The organism is Xanthomonas indica, from assembly GCF_040529045.1.
Classification (GTDB): domain Bacteria; phylum Pseudomonadota; class Gammaproteobacteria; order Xanthomonadales; family Xanthomonadaceae; genus Xanthomonas_A; species Xanthomonas_A indica.
Window position 1 is genome coordinate 4358218 of the sequence record NZ_CP131914.1, and the last position, 18112, is coordinate 4376329.

General features: G+C 69.5%; 11 protein-coding genes. 3 read left to right on the plus strand and 8 right to left on the minus strand.

All coding sequences use genetic code 11. The features are described 5' to 3' along the window. Positions 1-187: 187 nt before the first annotated feature. A complete protein-coding gene (locus tag Q7W82_RS18750) occupies positions 188-3352 on the minus strand; it encodes a TonB-dependent receptor plug domain-containing protein (RefSeq protein WP_242160554.1) in 3165 nt (1054 codons plus the stop codon). Positions 3353-3660: 308 nt separating this feature from the next. Between Q7W82_RS18750 and hemL the strand changes: the two genes are divergently transcribed. Next, on the plus strand, positions 3661-4953 hold the full coding sequence (gene hemL, locus Q7W82_RS18755) for a glutamate-1-semialdehyde 2,1-aminomutase (RefSeq protein WP_242160553.1): 1293 nt from the start codon (positions 3661-3663) through the stop codon (positions 4951-4953). 223 nt (positions 4954-5176) lie between these two features. Continuing rightward, complete coding sequence (locus tag Q7W82_RS18760; RefSeq protein ID WP_242160552.1) at positions 5177-7951, plus strand: LuxR C-terminal-related transcriptional regulator; 2775 nt, start codon at positions 5177-5179, stop codon at positions 7949-7951. Positions 7952-8073: 122 nt separating this feature from the next. Here Q7W82_RS18760 and azu read toward each other — a convergent pair whose 3' ends face one another. From azu to Q7W82_RS18790, 6 genes are all read right to left on the minus strand, one after another. Next, on the minus strand, positions 8074-8514 hold the full coding sequence (azu, locus tag Q7W82_RS18765; protein ID WP_260115030.1) for an azurin: 441 nt from the start codon (positions 8512-8514) through the stop codon (positions 8074-8076). Positions 8515-8669: 155 nt separating this feature from the next. Beyond that, a complete protein-coding gene (locus Q7W82_RS18770) occupies positions 8670-9857 on the minus strand; it encodes a pyridoxal phosphate-dependent aminotransferase (protein WP_242160551.1) in 1188 nt (395 codons plus the stop codon). 33 nt (positions 9858-9890) lie between these two features. After that, on the minus strand, positions 9891-10397 hold the full coding sequence (locus tag Q7W82_RS18775) for a RidA family protein (RefSeq protein WP_242160550.1): 507 nt from the start codon (positions 10395-10397) through the stop codon (positions 9891-9893). 45 nt (positions 10398-10442) lie between these two features. Beyond that, entirely contained in the window at positions 10443-10871 is a 429-nt protein-coding gene (locus Q7W82_RS18780) for a cytochrome c (protein ID WP_242160549.1), read from the minus strand. After that, positions 10868-12439 (minus strand): NAD(P)/FAD-dependent oxidoreductase, encoded by a 1572-nt coding sequence (locus Q7W82_RS18785; RefSeq protein WP_242160548.1) that lies wholly within the window; start codon positions 12437-12439, stop codon positions 10868-10870. Before Q7W82_RS18785 ends, Q7W82_RS18780 begins: the two co-directional genes overlap by 4 nt. A gap of 210 nt (positions 12440-12649) precedes the next feature. Next, on the minus strand, positions 12650-15334 hold the full coding sequence (locus tag Q7W82_RS18790; RefSeq protein WP_242160547.1) for a TonB-dependent receptor: 2685 nt from the start codon (positions 15332-15334) through the stop codon (positions 12650-12652). 300 nt (positions 15335-15634) lie between these two features. On the opposite strand from Q7W82_RS18790, the gene Q7W82_RS18795 reads away from it, so the two are divergent. Further along, on the plus strand, positions 15635-16252 hold the full coding sequence (locus tag Q7W82_RS18795) for an HAD-IA family hydrolase (RefSeq protein WP_242160619.1): 618 nt from the start codon (positions 15635-15637) through the stop codon (positions 16250-16252). A gap of 549 nt (positions 16253-16801) precedes the next feature. On the opposite strand, the gene Q7W82_RS18800 is transcribed toward Q7W82_RS18795, so the two are convergent. Continuing rightward, positions 16802-18034, minus strand: a complete 1233-nt coding sequence (locus Q7W82_RS18800) for an acetylornithine transaminase (protein WP_242160546.1) — start codon at positions 18032-18034, stop codon at positions 16802-16804. Between the last annotated feature and the right edge of the window lie 78 nt (positions 18035-18112).

The window sequence follows — 18112 nt, forward strand, 5'->3', positions numbered from 1 at the left end:
AGGGGAGAGGGGCTAGGCGGTCCCTTCTCCCTCCGGGACCATGGCCCCCTTTTCGGGGGAAGGTGTCCCGCAGGGGCGGATGAGGGTACGGGCGCAGCCTCGTGCCCCCAAACACCACGAGACGCTGCGCGCCGACCCCTCCCCCCAAACCCGATCCCGATGGGAGAAGGGCTAGCCCGCTGCCCGCTCAGAAGTCGTAGCTCAGCGTCACCCGTGCCGAGCGCGGCGCCTGGTAGGCCACCGCCTGGTTCCACAGCGGGTTGACCTCGCCCGGGTTCAACTCGGAGAACGGATAGACGTTGACCGCCGTCTGCCGGTTGGTGACGTTGAACACGTCCAGGCTCAGCGCCAGCTTGCCGTCGGCGAACTTCGGCTTGTAGCTCACGCCCAGGTCCAGTTGCGCCACCCAGCCCAGGGTGCCGTGCGACCCCGGCGGCGACGGCTCGCCGGTGCCGGTGCTGGGGTTGAAGCAGAAGTGGTAGGGGCCGCCGGTGACGCTGGGATTGGCATAGCCGGCCGGATCGCGATCGCCGGGATCGTAGTTGTCGCCGTAGTAGTAGCCCAGGCAGGGCCGCGGCGCGCCGGAGATCAGGCTCAGGTTGGCCGAGGTGCCCCACTCCTCCGTCAGCTGGTAGAACCCGTAGGCCTTGAACTGGTGACGACGGTCGTTGGACTGGTTGCCGTTGAAGTGCTCCATCAGCGCCGCATGGTCCCAGCTCTGCGTGGTCGAGGTCGCTGCCTGGCCCTGATAGCTGCCCAGCGCACCGCCGGTCCGCCACAGGTCCGAGCGCAGCTGGCCCTCGGTGGTGCCGTAGCTGTGCGACCACACGTAGCTCATCTTGGTGTACCAGCGGCCGTCGAACGGCCGTTCCAGGTTGAATTCCACCGCCGAATAGCGACGCTTGAATTCGGGGTAGCCGCCCTGCTCGCGGGTCACGGTCAGGGCATGGATCTGGCCATCCGTGCCGATCACCCGGTAGGTGTTGGTCTTGCCCGGATTGACCAGCGCGGCGCTGGCGTTCTTGGTCCAGTCGATATCCACGCCCGCCGCCGCGGCTGCGGCCAGCAGGCCGGCATTGGAGTTGTCGAGGTTGGTGTCGTCGATGCCGTCGTTGAGCCGGCGATGCACGCCACGCACGCCGAGCACCCAGTCGTTGGGCAGCAGCTTGCTGAAACCGAGGATGAGCTCGTCCTGGTTCTCGCCCTTGATGTCCTCCACGACCGCGGTGCGCACGTCGGCGAGGCGGCCGAAACGCGAGTTGGCCGAGACCGGCGGCGCGAGTTGCCGGGCCAGGATCGGCGTGCCGTCGGCGTTGATGCCGCTGTAGGTGTAGTAGGTGCTGGTGGACACGGCCGGGGTAAACAGGCCAGCGGGCGACAGCGGCAGGCCGAGGTAGTAGCGGCCGAGGTTGCCGTACACCTTGAGGCTGGAATCGCCGTTGACGTCCCAGCTGAAGCCCAGCCGCGGCGCCCACTGGTTCTTCAGCGCGATATAGGCCTGGCCGAACGGGGTGTAGTTGGTGAAGCTGTCGTTGCGCACGCCCAGCGAGAGCAGCAATGTGTCGGTGGCCTGCCAGTGGTCCTCGATGTAGTAGGCGGTCTGCTTGGCATCGTAGGAATACAGGTTGGTGGCGATGTCCTTGGTGACGTAGTAACCGGTGCTGCCGTAGGTGGGATCGGCCAGGCCGGGGCTTGGCACGCCGATGCTGCCGTCCTCGGCGACGGAGCCGCTGACCAGGCCGCCGCTGTTGCGGCCGAAGGGATCCGGGGTGTAGCCATAGGTCCAGGCATAACCGGGGCCGGAACTGTACGAACCGATATTGATCGCCTCGCTCTTCTGGTTGTCGATGCCGACGTCGACGCTGTGCTCGCCGAGGCGCCAGTTGAGGTTCAGGCGCAGGTTGTCCTTCTTGTATTCGCGGTCCGGATCGGTGATCGAGCTGACCGTCTGCGCGTTGCCGATCGGGGTGCCGCCGGTGTAGGCCGGGTTCTGGTTGGCGACGCTGTTGAGGAACGGGCCGTTGCCGGCGTCGTAGCCGATCGCGGTGAGCTTGTTGGGCAGTCGTTCCTTGCCGTACAACGCGGTCAGGGTGACGTTGTCGCCGAAGTACCCGGTGTACTTGCCCAGGAACAGGGTCGGGCCGAAGGTGTTCTTGGCTTCGCGCCCCTTGTAGCTGCCCACGTCGCGGTTGACGTAGTCGTAGCGGTAGATGCTGCCGTTGGTGCGCGCCTCGTCCTGCGCGCCGGTGAACTCCAGCAGGTGGTTGTCGCTGATCTGCCAGTCGATCTTGGCATAGGCGCGGGTCTGCTTGTAGTCGTAGCGGGTCCACGGCGAGCCGGAAATGCCGCCCGAGGTGACGCGGGCATCGGCGACGCGGGTGCCGCTGGAATCGACCTGCTCCAGGGCCAGGAAGAAGAACAGGCGGTCGCGGAGCAGCGGGCCGCCGACATAGGCGCTGTAGGTGGTCTGGTCGGCGCTGGTCTCGCTCAGCGGCTGGTAGTTGCCGGCGGTGTACTTGGCGTTGGCGGGATTCCAGTACACGCTGTCCCTGCGGAAATACAGGTCGCGCTGCCTGGCGCTGAGGCTGTCCGGTTGCCAGATCACCGCCGCGCCGAAGTGCCAGTCGTTGCTGCCGCGCTTGCCGACCTGGCTGATCACGCCGCCGTTGGAGCGGCCGTACTGCGCGCCATAGCCGCCGGTGAAGATTTCCTGCTGGTCGATCGCGCCGTAGGGCAAGGTCAGTCCGCCCAGGCTGCTGGCGGGATCGGTGGTATTGAAGCCGTTGAGGTGATAGGCGTTCTCGCTGGCCGCCGAGCCGCCGAAACTGGCCAGCGAGCCGCCGAGCGGGCCGTTGTCGTAGCCGCCGCTGTTGTTGACCACGCCGGGCGCGAGCAAGGCGATGGCCTCGGCGCTGCGGCCCAGCGGCAGCACCGCCAACTGCTCGGCGGTGATCACGGTGCGGCTGTCGACGCTGGCGACGTCGATCCGCGCCACGTTGCCGGCCACGACATTGACCGCATCCAGCGTCTGCGCGGGGCCGCCGAAGCCGACCTCGGTCCCGGCACCGACCACCAGGCTGATGTTCTCGCGCGTCTCCACCACCTTGCCGTCGCGCTTGAGCGAGACCGTGTAGGTGCCCAGCGGCAGGTTGCCCTGCGCGTAGCGGCCGCGTTCGTCCACCTTCACCTCGCGGCTGAAGCCGCTGCTGGTGTTGGTGATCAGCACGCTGCTCTCGCCGGCGCCTGGCGGCACGCTGCCGACGATGCTGCCGGTGGTGGACTGCGCATAGCCATTGCCGGCGGCAAGCGCCAGCGCGAGCGCCAGGGCGCTCCTGCGGATCTTACGATGCATGCTCTCTCCCGAAGACGAACATCGTTGGCACGCCAACGAACGTGCAGGCGCAACGCCGGATGGCGATCCCCGCGCCCGCGGTGGACACTCCGCCCATCGCATGCCCGATTCCCATCGGCAATCGGGTCATGCGCCCCTGGACGTTCCGATCCTAGGCAGCGAATCGCGGCGCGGCGCCGGCGGCGACGGGTAGGTGGCGCAGGACCGGGTAGGCGACATGGCGCGCATCGGCGGCAGCCGCGACAATAGACGGCCTCGCTCCGTGCCCGGCCGATCGGCCCGGCCAGCATCGTCAAGGATTTCCGCTCATGAACCATTCCCGCTCGCACGCCCTGTTCAGCCAAGCGCAGTCGCTGATTCCCGGCGGCGTCAATTCGCCGGTGCGCGCCTTCAAGTCGGTGGGCGGCGAGCCGTTCTTCGTGCAACGCGCCGATGGCCCTTATCTGTACGACGTCGACGGCAACCGCTACATCGACTACGTGGGCTCGTGGGGGCCGATGATCGCCGGCCACAACCATCCAGCGGTGCGCGAGGCGGTGCAGCGCGCGATCGGCGACGGGCTGTCCTTCGGCGCGCCGTGTCCGGCCGAGGTGACGATGGCGCAGACCATCACCCGGCTGGTGCCGTCCTGCGAGATGGTGCGCATGGTCAATTCCGGCACCGAAGCCACGCTGTCGGCGGTGCGCCTGGCGCGTGGCGCCACCGGGCGCAACCGCATCGTCAAGTTCGAGGGCTGCTACCACGGCCACGGCGACTCGTTCCTGGTCAAGGCCGGCAGCGGCATGCTGACCCTGGGCGTGCCGACCTCGCCGGGCGTGCCGGCGGGCCTGAGCGAACTCACCGCCACCCTGGCCTACAACGATGCCGAGGGCGCCACCGAACTGTTCGAACGGATCGGCCACGAGATCGCTGCGGTGATCATCGAGCCCGTGGTCGGCAACGCCAACTGCATTCCGCCGCGCCCGGGCTATCTGCAGCACCTGCGCGACCTGTGCACGCAACATGGCGCGCTGCTGATCTTCGACGAGGTGATGACCGGTTTCCGCGTCGCGCTGGGCGGCGCGCAGGCGCACTACCGGGTGACGCCGGACCTGACCACCTTCGGCAAGATCATCGGCGGCGGCATGCCGGTGGGCGCCTATGGCGGGCGCGCCGAGCTGATGCGGCAGGTGGCGCCGTCCGGGCCGATCTACCAGGCCGGCACGCTCAGCGGCAATCCGGTGGCGATGGCCGCAGGACTGGCGATGCTGGAACTGATCCAGGCACCGGGCTTCCACCAGCGCCTGGACGCGGCCACCGCACAGCTGTGCGCCGGGCTGGAGGCCGCTGCGGCGGCGGCCGGCGTGGCAGTCACCACCAACCAGGTCGGGGCGATGTTCGGGCTGTTCTTCACCACCGAGAAGGTGGAGACCTATGCGCAGGCCACCGCCTGCGACACCGCCGCGTTCAACCGGTTCTTCCACGCGATGCTCGAGCGCGGCGTGTTCCTGGCGCCGTCGGCCTACGAGGCAGGCTTTCTGTCCAGCGCCCACGACGACGCGGTGCTGGAGGCCACGCTGGCCGCGGCGCGCGAGGCGTTTGCGGCGGTCGCCGCCGGCTGAACGAACCGCGGGCAGGCGTGGGCGGCTTTGCTTTTGTGGCGACGCTGGCATAAGTTCGACAGGCAAGGCCAGCGGACGGCACCAGGGTGGGGACCCGTGGAACCTACGCGGCCAAGACCGTTCCGCACTCCGTGCGGCACGGCGGCGCGCGTCCGGTTCCGTCCCGTCAACCGAACCGCCGGAGGGCGCAAGGGCGACCGCTGCAGAAGACATTGCTGGCGACATGCCCAAGCCTGTCACGCTGTTGAACCCGCGTTTTCCTGCGTCCACGCACGACAGCGCCGCCGTGCCCGATTGGGTATTGGTCGACAAGCTCGCACCGCCACGCGTGCGCGTGGCCACGGTGGCGCGCGAGGCCTTGCTGCAGCACCTGGACCGCGCCGCCGACCTGCCGCTGACCCTGCTGCTGGCACCGCCGGGGTTCGGCAAGACCACCTTGCTCGGGCAATGGCACCAACGCCTGCGCGAGCGCGGCGAGGCCGCGGTGGCATGGCTGTCGCTGGACGAGGACGATGCCGACCCCGGGCGTTTCCTCGCCTACCTGGCGCTGGCCGTGCGCGATGCCGGAATCGAACTCGGCGCGCCGCTGCAGGCCGCGTTGCAGCAGCAAGGGCAGGATCTCGATGCGGCCGTCACCGTGCCCAGCCTGGTCCGTGCGATCCGCGCCGCGCCGCGGCGCCTGCTGGTCATCCTCGACGATTACGACCGCGGCCAGACCAGCGCGCTCGATGAGGTACTGACGCGGCTGGTCGAACATGCCGGCGGCCAGCTACACCTGCTGTTGGCGACGCGGCGCGCGCCGGCGCTGCCGCTGGCGCGCTGGGCGCTGCAGGGCCAGGTGGAGCGCATCGGCGCGCGGGAGCTGGCCCTGGACGAGGCGGAGACGGCAGCGCTGCTGGGCGCGCAGGTACCGCTGGCGATGGCCCGCCAGCTGCGTCGCCAGACCGAGGGCTGGGCGGTGGCGCTGCAACTGGCCGGGCTGTGGCTGGGCGGCGACGAACGCCGTCGCGACGACCTGGGCCGCTTCTCCGGCCGCACCGCCGAGCTGGCGGCGTACCTGGCCGAACAGGTGCTCAACGACCTGGATCCGGAACTGCGCACGCTGCTGCTGCAGCTCTCGCCGCTGGAACGATTCAACGCCGCGCTCGCCGACGCAGTGCGCCAGCGCGATGACAGCGGCCGCCTGCTGGAACGGCTGGCGCACTTCCAGGGCCTGCTGGTGACGCTGGACGGCGAGCACGAATGGTTCCGGTTCCATCCGCTGTTCGCCGATTACCTGTCCCAGCAACTGGAACGCGCGACGCCCGGGCTGGCACCGCAGTTGCAGCGACGTGCCGCGCAGTGGTTCGACGCGCACGGACAGCTGCCCGAGGCGGTGCGGCACGCGGTGCGCGGCGGCGCGATCGACAGCGCCGCCGACTGCATCGCCCGCGCCGGCACCTGGCAGTTGCTGCTGCGCCACGGCACCGCGCCGGTTCGGGCGCTGCTGCGCCGCTTTCCGCGGCGTTGCATCGGCGAGCAGCCGGCGCTGGCCCTGACCCAGGCCTACCTGCACATGAAGCTGGGCGAGTTCGCGCACGCGCAGACCCTGCTGGAGCGATTCCGTGATTTGCCCGAACCGATGCGCACGCCGTTCGAACGCGACTACACGGTGGTGGTGGCGTTGCTGCGCGACCTGCTCGACCAGGTCTGCGCCAACCGGCGCGGGCTGGCGCAGATCGCCGCACAGGCCGCCGCGCTGGACGCGGACGACAGCCTGGGCCGCGGCACCCTGTGGTGCATCTGCGCCACCACCGCGCTGGGCCGCGCCGATTTCGCCGACGCAGAACGCTATGCGCAACTGGCCGGCACCGCGATGCAGGCCAGCGGCAGCGAGGTCGGCGTCAGCTATGCGCTGACCCACCTGGCGCAGAGCCAGTTCTACCGTGGCCAACTGGATCGGGCGGAGGCCACCTGCCGCCAGGCGCTGGCCATCGGCCAGCGCCAGCAGCAGCTCGACCCGACCCTGCAGGCGGTGGGGCAATGCCTGCTCGCGCAAGTGCAATGCGAACACGGCCGCTACGACGCGGCGGCCGACTGCCTGCAGCCGGCGCTGGCGTTCCTGGAACAGCACGACGGCTGGCTGGACGTGTACGCCGCCGGCTACGAGACCGCCCTGGTGCTGGCGCGGCAGCACGACCGCAGCGGCCGCGCCGCACTGGACCTGCTCGACCGCATCGACCGGATCGCGCATGCCCGACACCTGAGCCGGCTCGCCGACCTGGCGCTGGCCTGGCGGCTGCACGTGCTGCTCGACCAGCCGCCGTCGCCGGCGATCGACCTGCTGATCGCGCGTGCCAGCGGCGAGGCGCGCTTCACGCACGCCCTGGCGCAGCCGCAGGATTGGCGCTTTCTGACCGCGCTGGGTTTCGCCCTGGCCCGTTGGCATCGCCTGGGCGGACGCACCCGCGCCGCGCTGGCGGTGTTGCAAGGTGTCGAAGCGCGCTGCGTGGCCACCGACAACCAGGTGCACCTGGCCCGCGCACGCGCGCGCATCGCCCTGGTGCTGCACGACCGCGGCGAATCCGCCGCCGCCCTGCCCTACTTGCGTCACGCGCTGCAGCACGTGGCCGCCACCCAGGCCTGGCAATGCCTGCTGGAACTGGGCGTGCCGGGCAAGGCACTGCTGCGCATGGCGCGCCAGCAGGACCCGCAGGCGGCGCCCAACACCACGCTGGCAATGACCATCCAGACCTTGCTCGACAAGCTGCGTCACGACCAGGACAACGGCGCCGAACTGTTCAGCGAACGCGAACTGGAAGTGCTGGCGCTGCTGGCGCAAGGCGACACGAACAAGCAGATCGCGCGGCGCCTGGCGCTGTCGGAGAACACGGTCAAGTTCCACCTGAAGAACCTGTACCGCAAGCTGCAGGCCGGCAATCGTGAGGCCGCCCTGGCCAACGCGCTGCAACGCGGGCTGCTGCAGCGCGCGGCGACGCCGGAGCGCGCAGCGGACTGAACGCGGCGACACGCGCGTTGCGTGCCATCAGGGTTCTGCAGGCGCGAGCGCCGCCGTGTTCATCCGCGGCGCCGGCACGCGCAACACTTCGCCGCCGTACCGCGCGCTGCGCGCGATGTGCCTCAGCCGAACACGAACTTGCCCTTCATCACCGCCCAGTGCCCCGGGAACGAGCAGAAGAAGGTGTAGTCGCCGCCCTTGACGAGCTTGGCGGTGGAGAACGTGACGGTGTCCGACTGCCCGGCGCCGATCACCTTGGTGTGCGCGATGACCCGCGCATCGTTCTTGGGCAGGTAGCTGTCGGCCAGGCTGCTACTGACGCCGGCATTGGCCACGGCGGGGAAATCGGCGGTCTTGGTCAGCACCCAGTTGTGGCCCATCACCGCGGCGGCGAGCTTGCCGCTGTGCTTGAGCGTCAGCGCCACCTCGGTACAGTCGGCGGCGACCTTGATCTGGGTCTGGTCGAAGGACATCTGGTCGGTGCCGGTGATGGTCACCGCACAGGTCTTGGCCCAGGCCGCCGGCGCGAACGCGAGCGCAGCGAGGACCAGCAAAGGGGACAGCGAGGATGCTTTCAAGAAAAACTCCTTGGCAATGGAAACGGCGCAGCGACGTCATGTGCGGCACCACGCGCTGCCTGCGCAGCGCCACGACTGTCCGCTTTCGCGCAAATGCTTGTCAACGTCGAACTTTGCGCGCATCGCGGCATGCGCAGTCGCTAGGCGTTGCGGAAGAATCCATGCAGCGGATCGTGCGACGCAAGCGGCGCCGGCACCGGCAGCGGCCCACGCTTGCCCGCCGCCACCTGCGCGAACGCCTGCTTGAACCGCGCCATCTCCGCCGCGGTGCCGACGGTGATGCGCGAGCGCTCCGGCCACAGCGTCCAACTGCGGCCGACGAACACGCCATAGGTCGCCATCGCATCCATGAACTCCTTCGCCGGGCGCTTCACGTCGACCATGAAGCAATTGCTCTCCGAGGCAGTGCACGCGTATCCCTGCGCGCCGAGCCAGCGCACCACGTCGCTGCGGATGGCGCTGTTGAGCGCGCGCCGCTGCGGCACCAGCGCCGGATCGCGCAGGCTGGCCAGGCCTGCGGCGACCGCAGTCACCGGCAGGCTGTTGATGCTGTAGAACTGGAGCTTGGCCAGCAGCTCGGGGCGCGCCACCGCGTAGCCCAGGCGGATGCCGGCCATGCCATAGAGCTTGGAGAAGGTGCGCAGCACGATCACGTCGTCGCCGGCGGCGACGCGGTCGACCATGCTGCTGGCGCTGTCGGAGAAATGCAGGTACGCCTCGTCGACCACCAGCACGCTGCCCTTGGGCTTGTGCGCCAGCGCGTATTCCAGGTCCTTGCGCGGGGTGACCGAGCCGGTGGGGTTGTTCGGATTGCAGATGTAGATCACTCCGGCATGGGCGTCGGCGGCGCACATGGCCTGCACGTCGTGCGCGTCGTCCTTGCGGAGCGGCACTTTGATCACCTTGGCGCCATTTCGCGCGGCCGCGCGCCAACCGGATTCGTAGGTGGGATCGGCGGTGACCAGGGACGCAGCGGGCGAAGTGAACGCCAGCATGGCGTAGTCCAGCGGCTCGGTGGAGCCGGCGTAGGCCATCAGATGATCCAGGCCCACACCGAGCTGGGTGGCGAGGGTCTGCAGCAATTCGAGCTGCAGTTCGCCCAGGTAGCGCCCGCCGCTGGAGGCGATCGCGGCGATCGCGCGCTGCGCTGCCGGCGAGGGGCCACCGGGATACTCGTTGGCGTTGATCAGCACCGGCGCCAGTGCGGCGCCGGCGGCCGGCGCCGCCGTGGACGCGGCCTGCGCCAGCCACGGTGTCCCGAGGCCGGCCGCGGCGGCCAGCGCCGACTGCTGAAGGAACCGGCGGCGCGAAGGCGACGACTGCTGCATGACGGACTCCTGGCAAGAACGTGGCGAAGGGAACTACGGACGCACCGCGACCACTTCGATCTCGATGCGATACAGCGGATTGCCAAGCGCGGCGATCTGGAACGCCGAACGCGCCGGCAGGTTGGGCTGCTCGGGCGTGCCGAAGAACTGCCGGTAGCCCTCCATGAAGCCGGCGAAATCCATCTTCCCGCCCAGCGCCGGATCCCCGACCAGGAACGCCTGCATCTTGACCACGTCGCGCATGCCCAGGCCCATGCCTTCCAGCTGCGCCTTGATCTGCGACAGCACGCTGACCGTCTGCGCCTTGGTGTCGCCGTAGCTGGCCGGCGCATCCTTCGCGGCCGGATCGAGCGGCCGCGGCACCGCACCGCTGAGATAGACCGTGGTCTTGCCGGCCGGGATCTCCACCGCCGCGGAGATCGGGAAATCGCTGTTGGGAATCTTGTGGCGCACGATCTCGGCGGCGCCGGCCAGCGCGGGCAGCCACAACGCGGCGCACAGGCCGACACGGAGCGAACGGGAAACGACGCGATGGCGCATGCGGAACTCCTTGCGATCGGAACGGGAAAGGAAAGCCAGGCCGGCTCAGTGCCGCAGCGCGTGCACGTCCTCGGCACTGAGCCGGCCGGGATAGTCGTTGCCGAACTGGCTGCGCACGTAGTGCACCACCTCGGCGACCTGGCGGTCGTTGAGCGTGTCGGCGAAGCCGGGCATGCCGCCGTGGCCATCGAGCACCATCATCGCCACGTAGGGCGCCGCGGCCACCTTGGGATTGCCGGCCAGCGCCGGATACTCGCCGGCGCCGCGCGCGCCCTGCCCGCCCGGCATGTGGCAGCCTTGGCAGATCGCCGCGTACACGGTGGCGCCGGAGGTGGTGGTGAACTCGGCCTGCGGATACAGCGGGGTGGCGTCGGAACTCTGCGCCGTGGCCGGACCGATCCCCGGCGGCAGCATCAGCGCGACGAGGGCGGCGACGATCGCCGCGGCGAGCATCCAGGAACGATCCAGCTTCATGCGCTAGCTCCGTTGACCACGCGCCGGTGCAGGCGCTCGATCGCGTCCAGCGCCGAGGTGATGGCGCCTTCCTGCCAGGCCGGGATGTACGAGGCGTGTTCGCCGGCGAGGGCGATGCGGCCGTCGATCTGGCACAGGTTTTCGTAGTGCTCGGCGCGTGCGGCATCGCTCCACACGCCGAAGCAGCCGTGCGTGAACGGCACCCGGTGCCAGCCCACGGCGATGCCGTTGTCGAATTCGCGCGGGTACTGCGGATGCAGGTGGGTGCCGTACTCCACCGCCTTGGCCACGCGCTGCGGCGGCGGCATCGAGGTGAACTCGAACGCCTCCAGCCCCCACACGTAAGCGCCGAGCAGCACGCCCTTGCCGGCGCGCTGGAAGCCGGTGCTCGGATAGCTGATCAGGGTGATCGGCAGGTCGGTGTAGCTGATGCCGCCGTAGATCGCCTCGTCCTCTTCCCAGAAGCGGCGCTTGAACTGCAGGCCGACCTTGACCGAGGCCGCATACGGCACCTGGCCGATCGCCGCGGCCATCTTCTCGCCCACCGCGATCGGGATGCGGCTGAGGATCGACAGCGGGATCGTGCACACGCACCAGTCGGCCTTGGCCAGCCGTTCGCCGCCGTCCGCCTCATAGGCGACGCTGACCCCGTGCGCGTCCTGGTCGATGCGGGTGACCCGCGCGTCGTAGCGGATCGCATCGCCGAGCTGGCGCGCGAAGGCCTTGCCGATCTGGTCCATGCCGCCGACCGGCTGGAACATCGCGGTCTGCATCTCGTAGTTGTTGCCTGCCGCCAGCGTGGTCCACAGCCGCGAGCGCAGGATGTCCTCGGTAGTGAACGGTTCGGAGAATTCCGGCTTGCCGGACAGGCCGCCGCCGGGATACTTGGCGAAGCCGCGGCGCTCACTGCTCTCGCGGCCCTTGACGTAGCCGAAGTCCTTGTCCAGCGCGCCCCAGTTGCGCAGCGACTCGAGCAGGATCTCCTGGTCCTCGCGCTGCAGTTGCGCGTCCAGCGCGCCCTGCTTGGTGCTCTTGGCCAGCAGTTCGGCCACGTGCCCCTTGTAGTCGGCGTCGATGTCGCGGAAGCGCTGCGGCCTGCCGCCGAAGCCGGCCTGGCTGTGCAGCAGCGCGTTGAAGTTGACCTGCACGAACGGCTCCAGCGCCACCCCGAACTGCTTGCAATAGGACAGCACCGCCTTGTGGTGGTGCGGGATGCGCCACGGCCCGGGGTTGAGGTACAAGCCCTCGTCGAATCCGCACTGCTGGGTGAAGCCGCCCAGCTCGGTATAGCGGTCGCCGCCGCGCAGCGTCCAATTGCGGCCGCCGGGACGCGCGTTGTACTCGAGCACCTGGACGCGGTAGCCGGCCTTGCGCAGTTCGTAGGCCGCGGTCAGGCCGGCCAGGCCGGCGCCGAGCACCAGCACCGAGGCGCCGCGGGCGTCGCCGTCCAGCCGCGGCACGCCGGCGAAGCGCGATTCGGTGGCCAGGCCCAGGCTGTGCATCGCCTGGTACATCATCGCGCCGCCGCCGGCCAGGCCGATCCTGGCGAGCAACTGGCGGCGGGTCATGGCTCCCTTGGGGGCTGCGTGCATCGTGGACATCGCCTCGCGGATAGCGGATCGACCATAGCCGCCGCGACGGCGGCGCAGGTCGGCTGCGGCGGGTAGGCCGCGATGGAGTGGGTAGGTGGGTGGGGGTGGGTGCTTGGCGGGGATTGCGGCCGCCGCACCCTCACCCCACCCCCTCTCCCGGGGGGAGAGGGCTCAAGCGGGCGCGGCTCAGAAGCGGTAGGTGAGCTTGGCGTAGTAGCGCGCGCCGAAGTAGCCGATCGGGCTGCCGGTCAGGTACGGCGAGTTGTAGTAACTCAGGTAGTTCTTCTCGAGGTAGTCGTAGGCCGCCGCCGGGATCTTGTCCGGATACGTGTTGAACACGTTGTCGCCGCCGATGCTGACCGTGAGCCGCTCGGTGGGGCGGTAGGTCAACTCGACGTTGGTCAGCGCCAGCGTGCCGATCTCCTGCTTGTAGTACGGCGCGCCGTTGACGTCGACCACGTCGAGCTTGCGGAGCACGCTGTCGGGGAACACATCGCCGTTCCAGTCGTCGTACGGCGTGACCAGCTGGTATTGCGGCCCGTAGATCGCCTCGGTCACGCGCAGGCTGAACTTGCCGATGTTGAAGGTGGCGCCCAGGTTGACCCGGTACTTGGGCGCGTTGTTCTCCAGGTTGATCAGGGTCGCCGCGCTGTACATGGTGGCGCCGCCGAGCACCTGTGGCGCCGGCTTGGCGTCGAGCACCTCGGTCTTGTTGTAGTTGGCCGCCAGGATCCAGTCGATCGAGCCCCAGTCGAACTCGCTGATGTAGTTGGTCACCCAGTCCACGCCGCTGCTGCGGGTCTTGAGCGAATTGTTGAAGATCGCCACGGAGATGTTCTGGCGCGCGGTGGCGTCGAGCGAGCCGCCCGGCGCGGACGGGTCGACGCCGCCCAGGTAGCCGAAGTCGACCAGGGCCTGGCCCAGCGCGGTGTTGTAGCTCGCGTCGGGAACGCCGTCGCCGTTGGTGTCGCCCGGCTCCCCGGCCCGGGAATACTCGAAGGTCCCGACGCCGATGCGGTCGGAGATGGTGATGCGGTAGACGTCGAGCGTGCTGTCGAGGTTGGGCATCGGCCGGAACACGAAGCCCAGGCTGTAGTTGGTGCTGGTCTCCGGCTTCAGGCTGCCGAAGCCCAGCGCCGCGGCGGCCGCGCTGTTGGGCTGCAGCGTCGGGGTGGCGCTGGTCGGGCCGACCTGCACCGCCGAGTAGTAGCCTTCCTGCAGGGTCGGCGCGCGGAAGCCGGTGCTGGCGGTGGCGCGCACCGCGAACGTGTCGCTGAGGTCGAAGCGGGTGGTCAGCTTGCCGACCACCTTGCTGCCGAAGTCGCTGTAGTTCTCGTAGCGCCCGGCCACGTCCAGCAGCCACTTCTCGGTCGGATTGAACACCACGTCGGCATAGGCGGCGTAGCTGTGGCGGCTGTAGGACCCGGTGTTGAACAGCGGGTTGTAGCCGGGGAAGGAGGAGGCGCCGGCGCCGTAGTACGAGGTCGGGTCGCCCGCATCGATGCCATAGCCGTCGCGGCGGTACTCGATGCCGGCGTTGAAGGTCAGCGGCTGCGACAGGCCGACCTCGAAATCGTGGGTGGCGTTGAGGTTGGTGGTCCACTGGCTGGCCCAGAAGCTGCCGTCGTAGAAATCCTCGGGCGAGTAGCCGTCCTCCTGCCACAGGCTGAAGTTCATCGAGTTCAGCGTGTACACGTCCATCTTGTTCTTGCCGTAGCTGCTGGAGAAATCCCAGGACCAGTCGGCCAGCACGCCCTTCAGCCCGGCAGTGAGCTCGTAGTCGACCTCGTCGGAGGCCTCGGACGGATTGAAGCCCAACGGGTACTTGTGGCTGACCGTGCCGGTGGCCGGATCGACATAGCCGCCATCCTGGCTGGGACGCCGGTAGTTCTCCTCCGACTGCGCGGTCTTCTTGCCGAAGCTGCCGAACGCGTAGAACTCGAGCGTGTCGCTGAGCACCGCGCCGGAGTTGAAGAACAGCACCTTGCGGTGCACTTCCGGCGGATTGAGCCAGGCGTTGACGTTGGGAAAGCGCGGGTTGAGGGTCATGCCGCGCACGTCGTCGGCGAGGAAGGCGGCCATACTCGGATTGACCGCCGAGCAGTCGGCGTAGTTGGCCACGCAGTCGGCGTAGCTGTAGGAGCCGAGCCGGTACACGGTCTTGCGGTTCTCGACCTCGGCGCTGAGGCTGAAGTACGCCGCATCGCTGCCGAAGCCGATGTTGGCGCCCCACGAATCGGTCCCCCCGCCCCCGTCCTTGTAGCCGGCATAGCCGGCATCCACTTCGCCACCGTCGTGGTTCTTCTTCAGGATGATGTTGATGACGCCGGCGATCGCGTCCGAGCCGTACAGCGCCGCGGCACCGTCGGTGAGCACTTCGACGTGGTCGATCGCCGCAGCCGGGATGAACGACAGGTCCGCCGACGCCGCGCCGGTGGTGGTGTTGACGTTGGAGGTGATGTGGCGGCGCTTGCCGTTGACCAGCACCAGCGTGTGGTTGGGCGAGAGGTTGCGCAGGCTGGCGGTGAGCGTCTGGCTCGCCATGTCGTTGCCGGTCTGGTTGGCGTTGTAGGACGGCACCTGGTTGGCGATGGCGTTGATGAGGTCCGGCGCGGCCGACTGCTTGAGCATCTCCGCGCTCACCAGCTGGATCGGCGCCGGACTGTCGGTCACCGCCATGTTGGCCTTGCGCGTGCCGGTGGAGATCACCGTGATCGCATCCAGCGTCTTGGCCTGGCCGTCCGCGTCTTCCGCCAGCGCCGGCAGCGCCTGTGCGGCGGCCAGCACCACCGCCAGCGTGGCCGTTCCGTGGCGATGCCCGGCGTTCCCCAGTCCCCTGCGCACCGACTCCGCCAGACGATGCGTTTTCAATCGCTTGCTCATGCCCAAGACCCCCTGGATGACGTGGATATCGCGTGGAAACGCACCTGTCCCCCGACCGGCGACGCCGTGAACGCGGCGCGGAGGAACCATAGCCAGGGAGGTGCGGCGAGCGGCCGCAGTCGAGGGGTAGGTGGGCCGCATGCGGGTGGGCCGCGCGCGACCGGCGGCAGCGCGCGGGTAGCCGCGTTCGCCGCGGCGGGGACTGGGTTAATCTCGGGTGCCCCCACCCACGACCCGTCGCATGCCCCAGTACCGCCCTTGCGTACCGCCGCCCGCGCCATGGCCGCGTTGACCCTGCCGCGCCCGCGCCTGCTGCTGCTCGATTTCGACGGCGTGCTGGCCGGGTATACCCGCGCGGCGCGTATCGCCTGCCTGGCCGAGCAGTGCGGCTGCGAACCGGCACAGGTGCGGCAGGCGCTGTTCGCGTCCGGACTGGAAACCGCCTACGACGGCGGCGAGATCGCCACCGCCGACTACCTGCAACGGCTCGGGCAGGGCCTGGACAGGCAGGTGCGCGAGGCCGACTGGATCGCCGCGCGCGTCGTCGCCAGCCGCGGCGATCCCGGCGTGGTCGAGCGCGTCCTGGCACTGGCCGGCAGCGTCGACATCGGCGTGCTGACCAACAACGGCGCGCTGATGGCCGAGGCGGTCGAGCAGATCGTGCCGGCGCTGTTTCCGTTGCTGCAGGGCCGGGTGCTGTGCAGTGGCGCACTCGGCGGACGCAAGCCGCAGGCCGAGGTCTATCGGCGGGCGCTCGAGCGGTTCGGCGTCGCCCCGCGGCACGCGCTGTTCATCGACGACCTGTTCGTCAACGTGCGCGGCGCCCGCGCCATCGGCATGCGCGCCGAGACCGCCAGCGGCGCCCGCGCCGTGCGCCGCGCCCTGGCGCGGCATGGCCTGGCCTAGGTATCGCACCCACCCGCGCGGCAGACGCGCCCTGCCGCAGCCACAAAGGTGAATTAAAGCGGCTTCAGCCGCGACGCGCGATGCGATGGTCTCGCGAACCCCAAAGGCCATCACCCCCGCATTGCGGCAGCCACCGGTCATCGCGTCGGGACTGAAGTCCCTCCCACAGGCGCTTGCCTGCACGTGACGTGACCGCTGGCGCGATGCACACCGTGGGAGCGGCTTCAGCCGCGACGCGCGATGCGATGGCCTCGCGGACCCCATAGGCCATCGCCACCCGTATTGCGGCAGCCACCGGTCATCGCGGCGGGACTGAAGTCCCTTCCACAGGCGCTTGCCTGCACGTCACGTGACCGCTGGCGCGATGCCCACCTGTGGGAGCGGCTTCAGCCGCGACGCGCGATGCGATAGCCTCGCGAACCCCAGAGGCCATCGCTCCCCGCATTGCGGGAGCCACCGGGCATCGCGTCGGGACTGAAGTCCCTCCCACAGGCGCTTGCCTGCACGTGACGCGTTCGCTGGCGCGATGCCTACTTGTCGGAGTGACGGTCAGCGCGTGCCGACGTAGTCCCGCAGCGCCGCACGCAACCGCTGCAACCCTTCGGCCAGTTCCTGGTCGGTGAGGTTCAGCGCCGGCACGAAGCGCAGCACGTCCGGCCCGGCCTGCAAGGTCAGCACGCCGTGCGCGGCGGCGTGGTCGAGGATCGTCGCGGCCTGCCCGGCATGCGCCGGATTCAACACCGCACCGAGCATCAGGCCGCGTCCGCGCACCTGCGAGAACAGCCTGAACTCCTCGTCGAGCGCCGCCAGGCCCTTGCGCAGCGCCGCCGACTGCCGCGAGACGTTGGCGGCGATCGCCGTCGAGGCCAGCTTGCGCAGCGCCACCCGCGCCACCGCCGCGGCCAGCGGGTTGCCGCCGAAGGTGGTGCCGTGCGCGCCGAACTGCATGGTCTCGGCGACCTTCGGCCCGGCCAGCAGCGCGCCGATCGGGAAGCCGCCGCCCAGCGCCTTGGCCAGGGTCACGATGTCCGGCGTCACCTGGTCCTGCCAGTGCGCGAACAGGGTGCCGGTGCGGCCCATGCCGCACTGGATCTCGTCCAGCACCAGCAGCGCGCCGTGGTGGTCGCACAGCGCCCGCACCTGCGCCAGGAAGCCCGGCGCCGCCGGCATCACCCCGCCCTCGCCCTGCACGGGCTCCAGCATCACCGCGGCCACGTCGCCGGCGGCCATCGCCGTTTCCAGCTGCACGATGTCGTTGAAGTCGACGTAGCGGAAACCGCCGGGCAGCGGCTCGTAGCCTTCCTGGTACTTGGGCTGCGCGGTGGCGGTCACCGCCGCAAGGGTGCGGCCGTGGAAGCTGCCGCGGAAGGTGACGATCACCCGCCGCTGCGGCGGGCGGCCCTGGGCGGTGGCCCATTTGCGCACCAGCTTGATCGCCGCCTCGTTGGCCTCGGCGCCGGAATTGCACAGGAACGCCTTGTGCGCAAAGCGCGAGGCCACCACCAGTTCCTCGACCAGGCGCAGCGGCGGCTCGCTGTAGAACACGTTGCTGGTGTGCCACAGCTTGCCGGCCTGTTCGAGCAGCGCCGCCTGCAGGTCTGGATCGTTGTGGCCGAGCCCGCACACGGCGATGCCGGCGGACAGGTCGATGTAGTCGCGTCCCTCGCTGTCCCAGACCCGGGCGCCCTGGCCGCGCTCCAGCACCAGTTGGCGCGGACGGTAGATCGGCAGGCTGTAGCGTTGACCGAGGGCGATCAGCTCCGCGGCGGAAGAAGCGGTCATCGAGGCAGTCCTGCGGGGAAAGCGCCGATTATAGAGACCGCCGGCAGTGCTTGCCCGGACCTCCGGCGGCCGCCTGCA

What these genes read in the sequence shown, in the direction of transcription:
- Q7W82_RS18760 (WP_242160552.1), top strand. Translation starts at nt 5,177, where the DNA reads ATGCCCAAGCCTGTCACGCTGTTGAACCCGCGTTTTCCTGCGTCCACG.
- Q7W82_RS18775 (WP_242160550.1), bottom strand. Translation starts at nt 10,397, where the DNA reads ATGCGCCATCGCGTCGTTTCCCGTTCGCTCCGTGTCGGCCTGTGCGCC.
- Q7W82_RS18780 (WP_242160549.1), bottom strand. Translation starts at nt 10,871, where the DNA reads ATGAAGCTGGATCGTTCCTGGATGCTCGCCGCGGCGATCGTCGCCGCC.
- Q7W82_RS18750 (WP_242160554.1), bottom strand. Translation starts at nt 3,352, where the DNA reads ATGCATCGTAAGATCCGCAGGAGCGCCCTGGCGCTCGCGCTGGCGCTT.
- Q7W82_RS18800 (WP_242160546.1), bottom strand. Translation starts at nt 18,034, where the DNA reads ATGACCGCTTCTTCCGCCGCGGAGCTGATCGCCCTCGGTCAACGCTAC.
- hemL (WP_242160553.1), top strand. Translation starts at nt 3,661, where the DNA reads ATGAACCATTCCCGCTCGCACGCCCTGTTCAGCCAAGCGCAGTCGCTG.
- Q7W82_RS18770 (WP_242160551.1), bottom strand. Translation starts at nt 9,857, where the DNA reads ATGCAGCAGTCGTCGCCTTCGCGCCGCCGGTTCCTTCAGCAGTCGGCG.
- Q7W82_RS18785 (WP_242160548.1), bottom strand. Translation starts at nt 12,439, where the DNA reads ATGACCCGCCGCCAGTTGCTCGCCAGGATCGGCCTGGCCGGCGGCGGC.